Consider the following 18,240-nt stretch of genomic DNA (forward strand, 5'->3'; position numbering starts at 1 on the left):
ACAATTCCTGCCGGAATTAACGTCACAGCCCGTTACTATTTCCTGTCTTCCCTCCTTTGCAAATCTCGCAATTGTTTATCAATCTTTTCCACCATGGGCAAATCTCCCAAAGTTGTATATCCATCTTTTGCCATTCGCAAATATTTCATAGCTTCCAGATTATTTCTCATCGCTGAATGAACTTGCCCCAATCCGTATCGAGCGGCTGTCAACTCCTCAATATCGTCAGGGTTCGCCGTATTAATCACCTTGGAATAGTAGACTTTAGCCTGGGGAACCAGTTGTAGCTTTTCCAGATATAGATCGCCCAACGTGCGATAAATGGGCGGTGTTTCCACGCCTGTTTCTTGTAAATTTTCTAAAATTTCTCTTGCTTCGGCAATCAAGTTTGTGTTAAGATAAACGCTGGAAATTGCTAATTTTTTGGCGTTTTCGTTAGGTACTTGTTTGTCGATCGCCCCAACTGCATCCTTAACGGCCTCAACTTGCTTCTCATCCAGCAACCCAAACTCTGTATCTCCTTCTCCCACGGCACTTTCTGAAGAAGCACCTGTATTCGCCTCGACAATCAATCGGTACCTAACACCCGGTTTCAGCGCCGGTTCCCCCGGATACACAGCCTCAGTACCGCTAACAGTCATTTCCCAGTTTAATTTCGCTCCATTTTCGCGGAGACTCAACTTATAGCTAGTAGCACCAGCAACCGGATTCCACCGCAAAATAGGCTTGCTGTCGAGCAATTGTGTCCGCTGCGGACTGATAATATAAGGAATTGGCGCGCTATTCCAAGCAATTTTATCATCGCCGCGATCGGGACATTTAATCAAGTCGCGGCTGCAATCAGATTTCGACTCTTGTTTGGCTAACAAACAGCTATTCAATTGGTTTTCACCCGGTGCGATCGACTTAATTCCCAAATCTGCACATTGGATCGTCAGTTGTGCATTTTGTGCTGTTCGCAATTTGTCTCCCGGATAAATCGGCGTACCGCTGGTAGGGCGGACAATTCGACCGTTTTGGCGCTCGATCGCAACTTCTCCGCTAGTATGGATAATCAGTCCGTTGGAGATTCTGTTACTGGCTGCTAGTGCGGTAGTTGCGATCGAGCTTAAAGCTATAAAAACTGCAATCCTGATTTTCACTTGATATTTCCTTTTGCTTGTAAACGTTGCTGGGCAATCTGGATACATTCATCTTGTTTCGGCACGCGGTAATCTGAATATTTAAGCGCCTGATTCCAGGCTTCTAAGGCTGCTTGCGGCTTACCTTTGATTTCGAGAACCTGTGCTAAAAGGCATTGAGCTTCAGGGCTATCGCCTCTGAATCCTATTGCTATTCTTAAATCTGCTTCAGCAGCGTCATATTGCTTTTGTTTAAACCGCGCCCAACCCCGATTTTTTAAACAAGCGGCTTTTACTCCGTCGTGTTGAGTGTTTGCCAAACAAAGGGCGATCGCTTTTAAAGCTTCTTCGTGTTTATTATCGAGCAGTAGCGATCGCGATCTTTGAGCATAAGCATCAGGAAGCCCCCGCCATACTGCGTTTTGCATTGCGTTAGACGCACATTCATCCTCATTCAATTGGTCGCACAATATAGATAAATTATAGTAAGGCTGTGCATAATTGAGGTTTATTAAAGTTGCTAAACTGTAGTATGATTTAGCTATTAAAGGTTTATTCAAACGGTGGTTTCTTATACCAAGTTGATTGGCAACTGGGGCAAGAATTGGACCGATTAACATATAACTGCTAGCGGTAGTAGCTAAACCGATTCCCAGGCGTCGCATCAAATTAGATCTCATAATAGAGATATCGCTATTTAGGCGCGCGATCGCAGTATCACCCAAAACATCTCCTGCAGGAACCACAGGGCGATCGCGCTCTAATTCCAGCACAGTAAATGCTTCAAAATTTGGATGCTGACAAAGCATCGGAATCCCACTCGCACCAGCCGGGAATCCCGAAGATTTCTCAAACCTTTTCAGTTCATCCTTAGCTTTACGCACTGCGACAAACAATATCTCTCCCTCAATCAAATATTTCAAAAAAAACTTTAAAAACTCATGAGCTACTTTGTCTGGTACTGGCTCTCGCATCACAATCATTGGCGGCAAAGAAATACCTTCAGCCGCTAAATCCCGTACTAATGCTAAACTCTTACAAGAATTAAAAATTAACAACTGCAATCCTCGGTCAATAGCTTTTTTCAAACCTTCTTTTAAGTCTGCTATTGTGATAGTATTATTGTAAGGTTTTTGATTGATATGCAGAAACCCATTTTTCGCATTATCATCGCTGTCACTGTGTCCTGCAAAAAATAAAATTTGCCAGCCTTTTTCATCTACAAGCTTGTTATTTAATTCTTCTGGTTCCGGCTCGTCAAGAAATTTGATATAGCAGCGATCGCCCAGTTGCCGTCTAAGTTGTTTTTCATCTTTTTTAACATTGATACCCCTACTATTTCCCAAAACACCTAAAATTCTGAGTTGAGATATTCTGAGTAATCCTCCTGTGACCGCTTTAGGAGCTGCATTTGGATATTCTAATGTACTCCCAATTATTTCACAGTAAGGGAAATCTTCGTAGAAGTGCCACGACTCCCAAGGCAGCAGCAATATATCAAGATTATCGCTTTCAATAAATATCTGAATCTGATCGGAGGGATGTAATTCTGTTCGGAGCGCTTTCTCTATTTTATTAAAAAATTCGCTACTCCTGAGCCACTGATTAATATTTTCTTTTAAACCTCGATCGATATCGGCTAGAGTGGCATCTGAGAAATTGTTGACGCCGGATTCAAGAATTTCGATGCGAGGTTCTGCTCTACCAGAGTAAAGCGTCTCATAAAGAAATTTCCGTTTTTCATAAAGCTCTTTAACTCTAGGAGCCGGCCCTAAGCTACTTTGAAATTTCCTGTTTGATTTTTGAATATCTAACCTGGCTGTGACATAGGGAAATCCTTCGATTAAGTTTCCCAATCCAAAATCTAAGTTAACTACCCTGAGCATAAATTAGCAATGAGTACAGTTGATTGAGATTATACAACAAAATTTTCCTGTATGCTCAAATTGTCGATCGCCACTTTGACACTAAAGTTAGTTTGTGGTAAAACTTTAAAATCCTTCATTTGGATCAAACTACTTTGGGCGGTTGATTCTGCCTGCTGTAAAGTTTCCCCAGTATCCGATACCAGCGCTAATTTGAGTTCTGGCGGCAGAAACTTTTGACCAACGACGGGATGCAACTGAATGCGAACTTTGATTCGTCGATCGTCCTCTTCGGTAATAGCAACCAACAAAGCAACACTCGTCCTTCCCAAACGCATCCCCAAGTCAATCAACTTTGCCCGCGTGACATCAGCTTCAGGAAACCTATTGATATTGCTTTGACGGCTCTGCGAGCGAGACTCGGCTCTCGAATGACCACCTCCTCGCAACGCAAAACTGGGGTTTTTGTCAGGAAAAATCAGATTTTCTAAATTTTCCTTACCTTGTTCAATTTTATGCCAGCCTGTTTCAACAACATCCTTAAGCCAATTTCTAAAATTTGATGGAACCGGATTTTTAATCTCCAGGGTCGAACTTTGTGGCTGCGGGTTAAATACCGCTTCAAAAGGCTGCCAGTCAGAAGTAAATACATTTACCAACCACTGACGCAGGTTAATTTTAGAGTCAAACAAATGTTCTAGATGCTCTAAGAAATCATCCAGCGAATGCAACTTACTTAATAATAATTCTCCCTCCTCCGCAGTTGGAGAAAAACCAAGCAATCTCGCTTCCTTTTCCTCCTCATCAATTTCTACTGCAATATAGCCGATGCGTTCTGCCCTTGCTTCCACCGGCACCGGGCAAATCTCAGGCGGATGTGCAGATGAATTATGGTCATTTTCTTGATTTTGAGGCCGATTGTTAATCGGACGGCATTCGATTTTTCCCAATCCTTTAACATACAAATCTGCTGCATCTGCAAACAGGCGAATTACGGGATTCCAGCTATCGCATTGAGTCAAATCAGTTTCAATATCGATAATTTTTAGATAATCGCGAACTGCCAGCACTGCCAAAGTATTGAGATAAACTTGCTCGTGCCTTTGCGGGTGGCGCTGTTGGGTGGCAAACTGCTGAGCAAGTTGCAGTGCCTTCTGAGTAATTGGCATCGGCAAAGATTCGATTTCCCAAAGGTTGTTATGGTTCATTGTTCTGGTACACTCCTGGTATATTTAAAGTTTGATATCCTTGGTCTTCGCAAAATTTTTGCAGCAGATGACGACAGTCATTGTTGAACAATTGATATAAAGTAGAATGCGCGCAGCCAAACTCTTTGGCGAGTTCTTGAAGACTTTGACCGTACAAACACTTGCGCTGCAATAAAACTTGGCAATTTATCTGGGGCTTGCCTCTAACGTGTTTACTTTTTAACTCGTTATTTGGATCTGTTTCTATCCATGCGAGAACTTCGTCCAAATAGAAAGTTACATCAGGATCGGCGGCGAGATAGTCAATGGGATTGATAGTTTCTTCGTCTTGTTTTCCTTCTGAGAACGCTATTCGACGGCGGTTTGGTGTGTCAGTTTCTTTTATGGGGGCCCGACGACAATCAAATAGCCGCATTTCGAGATAGCTATTTAACCAAGTCGTAATTAGGCTTTCTTCGGGATCGTAAGGTCGTTTTGCTGTGGTAGCTTCACATAAATTTCGATTGAGATAGATCCAGGTTTCTTGCAATGCCTCTTCATAGTAAGGTGTTTTTGGTTTCCAGAGTTTGCCGGATTTGAGAATCTCTCGAATTAGTTGATTCAAGAAATGACCTCGCCTCATACTGCCGGGGGGCTGCTGGCAAGCTTTGGTGACGAGTTCGACGATTTGCGGGTGTGCCGGACCTCGATCGAACTTTTCCGATTTTACTGAGCACCCAACAGCATCGGTTTCGTCAGATAAGTGGTCTTCCCCCTCGGAGGGGTTGGATTTATCAGTCATAGTTCAGTGCGGCCGCAACTTTGTTCCTACATTTATTTATCAGGGTGAGTTCAGTAGTTTTATGCGAAATTCTGAAAGTTTTTTTGAGCAAATGGTTGAAAGTCTTGCTGTGCGGTCAATTTGAGCGGACGAAGAGGATGTTAAGCTTTGTAAAAAGTGAAAAAACTTGATAAGTACGTATAATAATACGTATGCCCCTTGAAAAGCGTTCCGATGTTGATAGAGGTGAAAAAGCTATGCTGAGTCAATCTTCGCGCCTGGTGTACGGCGATGAATTAATTACCGCCACCGAATTGAACCGGCAACCAGGTAGAGTGCTGGATTTGGCGATGGATCATCCTATCACCATCACTCGTAACGACCAGCATTTTGCTTTGCTGCGCCGCGACGATATGGCGCTGTTGGTAAAAGCCGCCGCCCTTTCCCTGAAAGTCTTTGAGGTGACAGCCGCTGCTTATCGGTTGCGTCTGGGAGAACAGATTGGTTCAGAACATCCCTATGGGTGGCTAAAAGAATTTGACAAGGATGAACTCAGTGAACTGATCGCAGAAATGGAGAAAGATTACCGTGTTGTGGAGTCGGAACCTGCGGCTTGGGATCGGATTGAGGCAACGATTTATGAATGGCATAAAAGCGCGATCGCAATTTCTAGTCCTGAACTCGCAGCAGCTTTCAGCGATGAAATTGAAGAAGTGTTACTGACAAAACCGACCGCAGAAAACACTACCGAATCGGCTTCGGTATGACGCACTCTGAACCAATTCCAGACGATTCGGCAAGCCCGGTGTCTCCTGAAGAACAGCCGACACCATCACCCGCAACTCTTGAAGCGGAAGCCGAAATTACCGCACCAGCGCCTGTGCTTTCAGAGTTGGTAGAGCCTCCTGAAGAACCGCTGACAGCACCGCGAACAAAGCCATCTGCTAAAGAAAACGAAATCAAACTTATCGCGCAAGTACCTGCATCGCCCTGGTTAGTAGTAGCGAAAAACCGACGGGTTAACCGGGATTGGGAAGCCTTAATGTTACGCGCTCCGGAGAATACTCGTCGGTGCTATCAGGATTTATGTAATGCGCCAATGGTGAGAAAACCAAAGAGAGTTTTTCCCTTAAAAGGTAAACTCTACAAAGGTGCATGGGAGTATGAAGTAACCAGCTCAGACCGAGTATTTTATGTACCGGATGAAGACCAACGCAAAGTGCTTGTTTACTACGCTGGGACTCATCCTAAATCAGCTCCATTTCCTCCGTAAAGCAAGTGGTAGGGTGCGTCAGTTGCGAGATTGTCGATCACCACAAAAAGTCGAGTTCTGACGCACCGTTGGTTGGCAAGGTGTCTCAAGGATAAGATTTTTGATAGAAAGCGAAAATAATCGTAGCTGACGCACCCTAAAGATAAAAACGACTTAAAAGACCGATCGCCCTTAAGTCCCGAAAACACCCGTCGTTCCGTACTTTCACCCAGTGTTTGCCAAACTCGACAAAAAAACTTGAGAGTTTTGCATAAAACTACTGAGCTCACCCTGATAAGTAAATAGGAACAACAAAAAGGCTTTAGGGGCGATCGATCTTTGGCGCTAACAACCAGATCGATCGCGCAATCCGGCTATCTCGCAATCCCGAACTCCGGCAAGGGTTGAAACCCCTGCCTCAAAGCGAAAGTCGTCTGAAGACGACTGAAGAATTTACCAGTCCTCTTTGAGAGGACTTTGGCTATGAGGCGGGGAATGAATTCCCCGCCGGATTGTGGGAAAGCGCGTGATTCGATCGCCCTGAAATCCCAAAAACACTCGTTGTTCCGTACTTTCACCAGTGTTTGCAAAACTTTACAAAAAAAACTTGAGAGTTTTGCATAAAACCACTGAGTTCACCCTGATAAGTAAATGTAAGGGAAATTACGAAGTTCATCGCACTTGTTGAGAGTTATTCAAAAGTGCGATCGCCCGTAACTTCCCGATCGAAATCCGAACCAACATCCCAACGGATATTGGAAAGGGCTTCTTCCGATGTTGGTTTAGTCTATTTCCACGGTTGCATTTATTGAGTTCATTTGAACGGGTAATTGCGACAACAGAGTTGAAGTGCGATCGCGCTTCGCGAGACTTCAGTTTGGGTAAATGACGGATATACGACAGCTAGAGAGTGCAGAAGTGCAGAAGTACAGAAGTGCGATCGGGCTTGTCGATAGAGTCGCTTTGTCAATTTTCAGAACACATTGTATCTACCACGCGAGGACAAAAATCATGGCTACTTCTAACAACTCATTCAATTCTGCGATCGAAACTTCTTTGCAAGATGTTTACAGCATTTTGAATAATTTTGCCAATGGTGATGATTTTGTTGCCAAAGTTCAAAGTATTTTCGGCACAAATTTTGATGCTGGTAAGTTAGAAGAAATCCGCCAGCAGTGGATTAATAGCGATTTTGCATCTTTGCCTGCGATCGAAATTCGCAGTGGTTCTGAACTCCAAGGGGCTAATGCTGCTTATGCGGGTTCAAATAATACCATTTATGTTTCTGAAGAGTTTTTGACCCAAAATACTGATAATCTTCAAGGGATTACCAGTGTTTTATTGGAAGAAATTGGTCATTCTGTGGATTGGAGTATTAACACTTCTGATACTCCGGGAGATGAAGGGGAGTTATTTTCATACGTTGCTCGTAATTTAGGCTTGAGTGATGGCGAAGTCAAGCGCTTGCAAAGAGAGGATGATTCTTTTGTTTTGAATTTGGGTAATGATTTAGCTATAGTGGAACAGAATTCGATTATTATAATTCCTGATGTAACTCTAATATCATCGCCTACTCCCACTTATAATACCCATCCTAATAATGACCAAAACGCTATATATGTAGAATCAAAAAAAGTAACAATACCGGGGTTAGGTATACCTATCGGTAAACAACATCTTTATCTTGTTATCAAAAAAGATGATGGTAAAGAATATGTAATTCGTGGTGGTCCTCAAGGTCCAGGCACTTTTGGAGCGATAGAAATTCAGGCCGATATCGAACTAATTGCCTCAAAAGATAAACGGGATAATAATTATGTATCAAACAAGAAAGTTGAGTTGGGTGGGAGAAATGCCAAAGATGTTTGGGATGTGATGAAAAATCAAGCGTTTGCTATTAGCAATGCCAATCTTGATTACAACAATTCTAATTTTTTGGCTGGCAACCAAGCATGGCAAAATAGTAACTCAGTGATTGTCTCTGTTTTAAATGCAGTTGGTCTTAGCATTGATAATAATTTTCCAGAGGGTACTAGCGAGAGCGATTTTCCTGCTGTTACAAATTTACTGGAATTTAACCGATCTCTACAAGGAACACCAGCAGCAGATATTATTTGGGGACATACTGGTAAAGATAGCTTATACGGAAGTTTTGGTCCTGATAGCCTCAGTGGTTGGGGTGGTAGCGATGAAATCCGAGGAGAAAACGGCAACGACTTTCTTTACGGCGGTACGGAAAATGATTCCTTGTACGGTGACGAGGGTGAAGACGAACTGCGTGGCGAACAAGGTTCTGATGAACTCCGAGGAGAAATTGGCAACGACACTATCTACGGTGGCAGTGAAAATGACTTCATCTACGGCGGTGAAGGCGAAGACGAACTGCGTGGCGAACAAGGTTCTGATGAACTTCGCGGAGAAATTGGCAACGACACTATCTACGGTGGTAGTGAAAATGACTTCATCTACGGCGGTGATGGTTCCGATCAACTGCGTGGCGAACAAGGTTCTGATGAACTCCGAGGAGAAAATGACAACGACTTTCTCTACGGAGGCACCGAAAATGATTCCTTGTACGGCGGTGATGGTGAAGACGAACTGCGTGGCGAACAAGGTTCTGATAACCTCCGAGGAGAAAACGGCAATGACACTCTCTACGGTGGTGTAGATAATGATTTCCTCTACGGTGGCGATGGCGAAGACGAACTTCGCGGCGAACAAGGTGCCGATGACCTCCGAGGAGAAAATGGCAACGACACCCTCTACGGTGGCACCGAAAATGATTCCTTGTACGGTGGCGATGGTGAAGACAAACTCTACGGCGAAGAAGGAGACGATGACTTAAAAGGAGAAGAAAACAACGATTCTCTTTACGGCGGAACTGGCAAAGATAGCCTCAATGGTGGCACAGGAAATGACGATTTGCGAGGCGAACAAGGCGATGATTTGCTAAAAGGAGAAGCCGGAAACGACACTTTATATGGTGGCGACGACAAAGACCAACTTTATGGTGGATTAAATGCCGACTTACTCTACGGGCAAGCTGGCAACGACCAACTTTTTGGTGAAGAAGGCGACGACATCCTAGACGGTGGTAGCGACAACGATATCCTCATTGGAGGTACCGGCGATGACAAACTCTACGGCCAAACTGGCAACGACATCATCCAAGGCAACGAAGGCGAAGACTACGCCGAAGGTGGCAGCGGCCGCGACTTCATCCAAGGCAACGAAGGCAACGACATCCTCTACGGACAAGACGGCAGCGACACCATCGAAGGCAACGCAGACGATGACTTCATTGATGGTGGCAACGGCCAAGACTTGCTTTCCGGCAATACCGGAGATGACAGAATTTACGGACAAGCTGGCAACGACATCATCCAAGGCAACGAAAATAATGACTGGCTAGAAGGTGGCGACGGCCAAGACATCATTGATGGCGGGGCCGACGACGATGATATTTACGGACAAGCAGGGGAAGACAACCTTTTCGGCAGTCAAGGCCAAGATTACATCGATGGTGGCGACGGCAAAGATACCCTGTTTGGCGGCTTCGATGACGACGTACTTTTAGGCCAAGCGGGCGATGATACTCTCAACGGCAACGCAGGCAATGACGAATTATTTGGCGGTACTGGCAATGACTCCTTAATCGGAGAAATCGGCGATGATTTAATTGATGGGGGAGAAGGAGTCGATCTCGTTAATTACATAAATTCTCCCAGTGGCGTTATCGTTAATATTGACGAAAATAGCGACTACGACAACAACACCAACCAACGTTTCAAAGAATTCGTCACCGCAGTTAATCCCAGCGAATATTACACGGAACTCGAACGGGATTTTGAAATTGCCGCTGGTACCGGTAAAGACGGTTTTGGCACTACCGATGCTTTGAGAAACTTAGAAGACATCATCGGTACTCGCTTTGAAGACATCCTAATTGGCAACGAAAAAGATAACCGAATTTGGGCATTAGAAGGCAACGATTTATTAATTGGCAATGCCGGCAATGACTCATTTTACGGCGGAGAAGGCATCGACATTCTCAGCTACCGCCGCGACCCCAACGGCGTTACTGTCAATTTACAAACAGGCGATGCTACCGACGGTTGGGGCGACCAAGACAAAATTTCCGGCATTGAAAACGTCGCCGGTTCTACTCATAACGACGATATTACCGGCGACGATACCGTTAACGTTATCACTGGCGATGCTGGGGACGATCGCATTGATGGACTCGGTGGCGACGACAAACTCTACGGCGAATTCGGCAACGACCTAATCTACGGCGGCGAAGGCGGCGACAGCATCTACGGCAACCAAGACGAAGACACTCTTTACGGTGAAGCCGGTCAAGACTACATCCGAGGTGGCGATGCCGACGACTTAATCTACGCCGGTAGCGATGACGACACCGTTGCCGGAGACGCTGGCTACGGCAACGACACCATTTTTGGCGAAACAGGCAAAGACTTACTCTACGGCGGCGCTGGCGACGATTTTGTGTACGGCGGCGAAGACAAAGACATCATCTACGGCGAAGGCGAAAACGACAAACTCTACGGAGAAGGAGACACCGACTTAATCTACGGCGGCATCGGCGACGACGAACTCTCCGGCGGCGACGAAAAAGACACCCTCATCGGCGAAGCCGGCAACGACACTCTCGCAGGCGATGCAGGCGACGACACCCTAGACGCCGGAACAGGCAACGACTACCTCTACGGCGGTACCGGCAAAGACACCCTAAATGCCGGCCTCGGCAACGACCAACTTTACGGCGGCGACGATGCCGACATTCTCCTAGGCAAAGAAGGCGACGACAACCTGTTTGGCGAAGCGGGCGACGACACCCTCGATGCAGCAGAAGGCAACGACAACCTCTACGGTGGCGACGGCAAAGACATTCTCGATGCTGGAATCGGCAACGACCAACTTTGGGGTGGTCAAGACGATGACACGTTATACGCCAAAGCAGGCGACGACAACTTGTTTGGCGAAGGTGGCAACGACTCACTCAACGCAGCAGAAGGCAACGACAGTCTCTACGGTGGAGACGGCAAAGACATTCTTGATGCCGGAGTTGGCAACGACTTTCTCTGGGGTGGTCAAGACGACGATACTTTATCAGCCCAAGCTGGCGATGACTACCTGTTTGGCGAAGGCGGCAACGACAGTCTCGATGCAGCCGAAGGCAACGATTCCCTTTACGGCGATAGTGGCAAAGACTTTCTCAATGCTGGCGCAGGCAACGATTACCTCTGGGGTGGTCAAGACGACGACACTTTATCAGCCCAAGCTGGCGACGACTACCTCTACGGCGAAAACGGCGATGACATCCTCGATGCTGGCGAAGGCAACGATTCCCTCTACGGCGCTAGTGGCAAAGACATTTTAGATGCCGGAAGTGGCAATGACTATCTGTGGGGAGGTCAAGGCGATGACACTTTATCAGCCAAAGCCGGCGATGACAACTTGTTTGGGGAATCTGGCAATGACATCCTTGATGCAGCAGAAGGCAACGATTCCCTCTACGGTGGCGACGGCAAAGACACCTTGTTCGGTCAAGCTGGCAACGACTTATTGCAAGGCGGTTTCGGCGACGACTCACTCTTAGCAGGCGACGGTAACGATACCCTTCTCGGTCAAGCTGACAGCGACACTCTGTACGGCTTCGGTGGCGATGACATCCTGGAAGGCAACTCAGGAACAGACCGACTTTTTGGGGAACTCGGCAACGACTTCCTCAACGGCGGTACTGAAAACGATACCCTCGAAGGCGGCGACGGTAACGACATTCTCGACGGTGGTGATAATAACGACAGTCTGTTCGGACAAGTCAGTGATGATACGGTTATCGGCAACCGGGGCGATGACATTGTTGACGGCGGTTCCGGCAATGATTTGCTTCAGGGTAATCAAGGGCGCGATCGAATTTACGGTCAATCCGGCCTCGACACCCTGTTCGGTGGCGACGATAGCGACACTCTTTGGGGAGGAGACGACGCGGACAACTTGCTGGGAGAATCCGGCAGCGATACCCTGTTCGGCGGTTTCGGCAACGACCAACTCGACGGCGGCGAAAATAATGACAGCCTCTACGGGGAAGGTGGCGAGGATACCCTAGCTGGCGGAACAGGCGACGATTTCGTAGATGGCGGCACCGAAAACGACACACTCTCCGGCAATGACGGCCGTGACAAATTATACGGCCGCCAAGGCAACGATTTGTTAGAAGGCAATGCCGATAACGACCAACTGTGGGGCGGAGATAACGACGATACGCTGTTGGGACAAACCGGAGACGACCAACTGTGGGGCGAATCGGGCAATGACAGCCTTGATGGTGGCGAAGGGGCCGATCGACTTTTTGGTCAAATCGGCAAAGATACCCTCTCCGGTAACAATGGCGACGACTACTTAGAAGGTGGCGCAGACGATGATAGCTTAACGGGCGGCGCAGGGCGCGATCGCATTTACGGAAATGACGGCAATGACTTCGCCGACGGCAACAGTGGCGACGACTACATCGACGGCGGGGCGAACAACGATACTTTAGCAGGGGGAGAAGGGCGCGATCGCATTTTCGGTCAAGCCGGCAACGACAGCCTCGAAGGCAATGACGACAACGACTTCCTCGATGCCGGTACCGGAAATGACACCCTGTGGGGCAACGACGGCGAGGACGAACTCTACGGCCGAGAAGACCAAGATTTCATTGATGGTGGTCGCGGCAACGACCAAATCTACGGCGGAGATGCAGCCGACACCCTCCTCGGACAAACCGGAAACGACAACATCGACGGTGGTTCCGGCGTAGACTCGATTCTCGGCGGCGATGGCAACGACAACATTTGGGCAAAAGCCGGCGATGACTCGATTTTTGCCGGCGCCGGCAGCGACAACATTTGGGGCGACGAAGACAACGACCTGATTTTTGGAGAAGCAGGCGAAGACAAAATCGACGGCGGTTCCGGCTACGACACCATCGACGGCGGCGCCGGCAACGACCAACTGTTCGGCGGTACGGGCAACGACCAATTATTAGGAGGTGCCGGCAACGACAAAATTGACGGCAGCATCGACGACGACAAACTCTTCGGAGGCGCCGGCAACGACTTGATGTTTGGCAGTCAGGGGCAAGACACGATGCTAGGCGAAGTAGGGGAAGACACCCTCTACGGTGGCGATGAAACCGACTTGATGGACGGCGGCGCCAGTAACGACATGGTTTTCGGCGACTCCGGCGATGACACCCTCACAGGCGATTCCGGCGACGACACCCTCACAGGTGGTGGTGGCAACGACTGGATGGGCGGTGGTAACGGCGACGACTTAATGTTCGGTGAATGCGACGACGACACCATGCTGGGAGGTGCCGGTAAGGACACCCTTGACGGCGGTTGTGGCAACGATTTGCTAACCGGGGAAGCTGGCAGCGACAACCTGTTGGGTAATGAAGGCGATGACAGTCTTGATGGCGGCAGCAGCAATGACACCCTCGATGGCGGTAATGGCAACGACTTCTTAAATGGTGGCAGCGGCAACGATAGCCTTAACGGTAACGATGGCGATGACAGTCTCTACGGCGGTGAAGGCAACAACCTACTCAAGGGCGGCAACGGCTTAGATACGCTGATTGGAGGCAGCAGTTCCGACATCTTTGTGCTAGCACCAAGTTCGGGACTCGACAACATTGTTTACTTCCAGGTCGATCGCGATTACTTCGGACTAACACAAGACCTCACTTTTGACCAATTGCAAATCGTTCAAGGCGGTGAAAATTATACTAACGATGCTTTGATTAGCATCGCAGGCACCGGCGAACATTTAGCTTGGGTGAAAGATACTCAATTTAGTGCGATCGACAGTTCTCGGTTTATTTCCATCACCCCCGGAGCCCCGCTGCCTGGAGTTTTCAATACTCCCTCGGATACCGATCTTTTAACCGGCGAACCTGTTGATAGTGACGATGTTCTAAGTGCGATCGACAGCGGTTCTGATACTAGCTTGTCCAGCACGATTACTGAACCAATTAGTCAGCCAAACAGCACGATTACTGCACTAATTGACCAGTCAAGTAGCACGATTACTGCATCAATTGACCAGTCAAATAGCACGATTACTACTCTAGAAAGTGCCAGCCAGCCACTGGTGACAACAGCTACTAATCCAGCTATTTCAATAGCAACTGATGGCACATCTACCACCGATGACATCTTGCTGAATGGCGGTTCAATTCCAACACTGAATAGCTTTAGTGGCATCGATGATGACATTCTCATCTACGACTCTAACAGCTTGTTAACATCTCTAACCAACGCTCAAACTCAGCCAATTATTCCTTTGCAAGCGACGACTGTTGGTAGTGCGATCGCTCCTAATGCTAATCCTTCTGGTAATGAATCTGACCTCTTCCTTAATGCGAATCCTAGTCCCATTCAGCTACCAACAAGTAGCGATTTAAGTGGCACTTCTACCTTGTAGTAATTGTAGGTTTGCTTGAGGGCGATTGAATAGATAAAAACCTGGTTTCTTCAAGAAGCCGGGTTTTTTGCAGTTTTTTCGGTTTGTAATACCAAATCCGGGTTGTATCGTTGACCGTTGCCTGGTCATGATTTAACCGCAGAGAACACAGAGGACACAGAGGGAGAGAAGAGAGATATCAATAATTATGCTACGGGATTTGATATTAGCTATTGTTGCGATCGCGCCTTACGATCGCGTGAGCTTTGCTGTTTCCCGATCGTACCGGAATTGATCGAGGGTTCCTTCCTTGATTTTTTCGATCGCCTCCTCAATGGCTTCTAGTGGAACCATGAACCACTCCCTTGGCTGCACTGGTATACCGAAGCGATCCTGTAATTCCAAATCCAATCGAGCGCTGGCGAAGAACTTCTGAAGGAGTGCCTCAAGTCGCTTCCGGTTCATATTTGCCAGTTTGAATTTTGCGACGATTTCCACATCTGCTAGCAGATAGGTGGGGTCTTTCTTGGCGTTGCCAATTCGGCTTTTTACGTCTCCTCCGGTGACGCCGATCTTGTGAATAATAAACCGATTCTCCGCAATGAAGGGATGATCCGATTGGCTCCTGAGCACGTAAATATAGCCCGTCGGTAAGTCGTCTGCTGCTTCAATATGGGAAAATAGGGGGCCGAAATCTGGGGTGGTGATGCGGCGGCTGGCCTTGTCTTTATTTAAAGCACGCTGGAGCGATCGCAACAGCAAATCGCTCTCGGTGGCATTGTCATAAACCACCCTCAGCCGGCAGTCCGATCGACCATAGTCGCTGACAAACGGCTCACCCATATCGACCACCATCACCTTCTGCCCATCAAGGATGAACAAATCACCTTCCTTTACGGCCGCATAGTCCTGATATTTGATGGTTTGCCGTTCCCCCGACTGCAATTGCCGTTGCACTTTGTCAAAGATGGGTTTGAATTCATCAAAGTCCTGACAGGGAGTACGTTGGGCGATTTCCTCGGCTGCTTTGATTTCGCTGCGCGATCGCACATGAGTAAGCTGGGTAACGTCGTTCTCTGAGGCTGCATCGACTCCCAGGGAGGCCAGCAGTGCTTCATCTGTGAGATCGCGAACTGTGCTCAGGCTGGCATCAGTCTCAGCATCTAACAGTCGGCGTGAGTCTAGCGGTTCCAAGACTGCGCGACATTCCTCCGATTCTCGCAGGCGATCGAGCCGTACCGCATAAAGCCGCTCGAAGATATCGCGATCTTCCCCATGCTGGGGCAGTCTGCCATATTCTTCCACAAACCGCTCGATCTCCTCAAAGCCTGCGATGATCCGCTCTTCTCTGGCAGAACGCTGGCCGGAGGGTTCGGAGGTCATGTCCATGCCCAATTCACCGAGCAATTCCAAATCATCATCGGTGGTGTACTTAGGCATTAGTTTCCTCCTTCACTTTGCGTTGCAGGAAGGCAACTCCTTCTGCCATCCGTTTTTCCCAGGGATCGACTGCTGTGAGAGAGGGCAACCTGCCTTTTTCTTGCTTGAACCGCAGCGCCCGTTTGGCTAATTCCCGCGCTTCTTCCACGCTAAGGGTTACTCGCTTAGCCGCAATGACTTCTGCCACCTGCTTCAGCCGTTCTTCGCTCATGGACTTAGCCAGGATGGCATAGGCTTCGCCAAAGGGATTGATGCGATCGATCAGATCCATATCGAGATCTGTTACCGATAGGGCGAACTTCCTCACCCCATCGAGGAGTGAGGTGTTTTTCGCTGCTTCCCCACCACCAGGATTTGTGGTGTACTGCCCACCACTTTCGTTCATGGTTTTTTTAGCTTGTTGGACAAGGGTTAGGGCGGCGATCGCGTGTTGGCGGACGGCTTCTCGATCTTCTGCTTCTAGATTTGGGAATTTCTCTTTGACGATTTTGCCCATGCGAACTTGGGTTAGTTCTTCTGGCACCAGTTCTTCATCAAATAGGCCGCGCTCGATCGCTGGCTTATCTTGGACAAATGCCGTCACCAGTTCGGTCAAGTCTTCGCGGCAGATGCGTTCCGCTTCCGGGCTCTTGGGTTCGGCTAATCCCTTAATTTCCATTTGAATCAGGCCTCTCTCTGGATTGATGCCCACGTTGCACTTGCCAGGATTGTACCCATCTTCCCCGTAGTCGAAACCCGGTGTTGGTTGATTGTCGGGGCGCTTGGGTTTGAACTCGAAGCGTGGCGCGAGCACTTGCTCCATCAGTAGGCTGGCCGCAATGGCTTTGAGCGTGTCGTTCACCGCCTCGGTGACGGCAGATTCGGCGGCATCCGGCTCGGCAATCAGGTTGGTGAATCGAGCGCGGGTTTTCCCTGGTGCATCGCGGGTGGCGCGACCGATAATCTGAATAATCTCTGTCAAACTGGAGCGGTAGCCGATCGTCAGGGCGTGCTCGCACCAGATCCAATCAAAACCTTCTTTCGCCATGCCGAGGGCGATAATGATGTCCACACGATCGCGATTGTTCTTATGGGTGGGGTCTTTTAGGGCGGTGGCGACTTTATCCCGTTTGGTGGGGTCGTCGTCTACTAGATCGGCAATCTTGAGGATCGTGCCGTCGGCGGTTTTGACGAGTTGAAATCCCGTACTCGGATCGGTGCCTTGCCATTCGCCCAGTTCCTCGATGATGTGCTCCACCTCGCGGATCTTGTCCTTCGTACTTTCGCGGGAGTTGACGTTGGGAATGTGCAGGATGGTTTTCTCTTTCGGGTTTAGCACCTGCACGATCTCGTCGGTGTAGCTACCCGCGTAGAAGTAGTAGCCAATGTCGAGTTGCTTCAGGTATTGGTAGCCGTTGAGCTGTTCGTAGTAGGTGTAGGTGACGGTATCGAATCGGGATTCGTCTTCGGGGTGCAAGACGGCTTCGGCATCGCCGCGAAAGTAGGAGCCGGTCATGGCTATGATGTGGGTTTTGTCGCGGGCCATGAGTTGGCGCACACGATCGCCCAGCTTGTTGTCTGGGTTCGACGAAACATGGTGAAATTCGTCTATGGCGATTAGGCGATCGTCTAAGACTTCGATACCGAATTTGTCCACGGCAAAGCGGAATGTGGCGTGAGTGCAGACCAGAATCTTGGCACCGCCCGCTAGAAACTTCTGTACCGCGCCCACTTTGCCGCCGTCGTTCCCCGGTGCGTCGCAGAGATTCCACTTCGGTTCAACTTGCCAATCGGCCCAAAAGCCAAACTGACTCAGTGGCTCATCGTGGAAGCTGGAGCCGATCGCCTTTTCTGGCACGACGATGATGGCTTGTTTGAGATTCTGGTTCTCTAGTTTGTCCAGGGCGATGAACATCAGTGCACGACTTTTGCCGGAGGCGGGGGGCGATTTGATCAGGAGGTATTGTTCGCCGCGCTTTTGGTAGGCGCGTTCTTGCATGGGGCGCATACCGAGGGCGTTGGGGCGGGTGGAGGTGCCATCCTGGGCGTAGGTGACGGAAACTGAGGGAATCGCGATCGGCTTGCTCATGGGTGGTAAACTTTGGTTTTGCGATTGACAGGCTGTTCGGTAGCACTTATCGGA

At 48.5% G+C, this 18,240-nt stretch carries 9 protein-coding genes; 3 read left to right on the forward strand and 6 right to left on the reverse strand.

Annotated elements, in window-relative coordinates; all coding sequences use genetic code 11:
* Positions 1 to 35: 35 nt before the first annotated feature.
* The 4 genes from QUB37_RS11170 to QUB37_RS11185 are packed head-to-tail and all read right to left on the reverse strand — an operon-like array spanning position 36 to position 4,975.
* Positions 36 to 1,142, reverse strand: coding sequence for a hypothetical protein (locus QUB37_RS11170; protein ID WP_333161871.1), 1,107 nt, complete (start codon positions 1,140 to 1,142; stop codon positions 36 to 38).
* On the reverse strand, positions 1,139 to 3,007 hold the full coding sequence (locus QUB37_RS11175) for a CHAT domain-containing protein (protein WP_333161873.1): 1,869 nt from the start codon (positions 3,005 to 3,007) through the stop codon (positions 1,139 to 1,141). Before QUB37_RS11175 ends, QUB37_RS11170 begins: the two co-directional genes overlap by 4 nt.
* A 29-nt stretch (positions 3,008 to 3,036) precedes the next feature.
* Complete coding sequence (locus QUB37_RS11180) at positions 3,037 to 4,194, reverse strand: DUF1822 family protein (protein ID WP_333161875.1); 1,158 nt, start codon at positions 4,192 to 4,194, stop codon at positions 3,037 to 3,039.
* Complete coding sequence (locus QUB37_RS11185) at positions 4,184 to 4,975, reverse strand: sigma-70 family RNA polymerase sigma factor (RefSeq protein ID WP_333161876.1); 792 nt, start codon at positions 4,973 to 4,975, stop codon at positions 4,184 to 4,186. Before QUB37_RS11185 ends, QUB37_RS11180 begins: the two co-directional genes overlap by 11 nt.
* Before the next feature lie 191 nt (positions 4,976 to 5,166).
* Here QUB37_RS11185 and QUB37_RS11190 point away from each other — a divergent pair, with 191 nt between their 5' ends.
* The 3 genes from QUB37_RS11190 (at position 5,167) to QUB37_RS11200 (ending at position 14,699) form a co-directional block, all read left to right on the forward strand.
* Positions 5,167 to 5,721 (forward strand): hypothetical protein, encoded by a 555-nt coding sequence (locus tag QUB37_RS11190; protein ID WP_333161878.1) that lies wholly within the window; start codon positions 5,167 to 5,169, stop codon positions 5,719 to 5,721.
* Positions 5,718 to 6,227, forward strand: coding sequence for a hypothetical protein (locus tag QUB37_RS11195; RefSeq protein ID WP_333161880.1), 510 nt, complete (start codon positions 5,718 to 5,720; stop codon positions 6,225 to 6,227). The genes QUB37_RS11190 and QUB37_RS11195 overlap by 4 nt, the downstream gene beginning before the upstream one ends.
* Positions 6,228 to 7,091: 864 nt before the next feature.
* On the forward strand, positions 7,092 to 14,699 hold the full coding sequence (locus QUB37_RS11200; RefSeq protein WP_333161882.1) for a hypothetical protein: 7,608 nt from the start codon (positions 7,092 to 7,094) through the stop codon (positions 14,697 to 14,699).
* 228 nt (positions 14,700 to 14,927) lie between these two features.
* Here QUB37_RS11200 and QUB37_RS11205 read toward each other — a convergent pair whose 3' ends face one another.
* Both QUB37_RS11205 and QUB37_RS11210 read right to left on the reverse strand, forming a co-directional pair.
* On the reverse strand, positions 14,928 to 16,118 hold the full coding sequence (locus tag QUB37_RS11205; RefSeq protein WP_333161884.1) for a GIY-YIG nuclease family protein: 1,191 nt from the start codon (positions 16,116 to 16,118) through the stop codon (positions 14,928 to 14,930).
* Entirely contained in the window at positions 16,111 to 18,186 is a 2,076-nt protein-coding gene (locus tag QUB37_RS11210; protein ID WP_333161886.1) for a DEAD/DEAH box helicase, read from the reverse strand. The genes QUB37_RS11205 and QUB37_RS11210 overlap by 8 nt, the downstream gene beginning before the upstream one ends.
* Positions 18,187 to 18,240: the final 54 nt, after the last annotated feature.

The organism is Microcoleus sp. AT3-A2, assembly GCF_036705685.1.
Lineage (GTDB): Bacteria > Cyanobacteriota > Cyanobacteriia > Cyanobacteriales > Microcoleaceae > Microcoleus.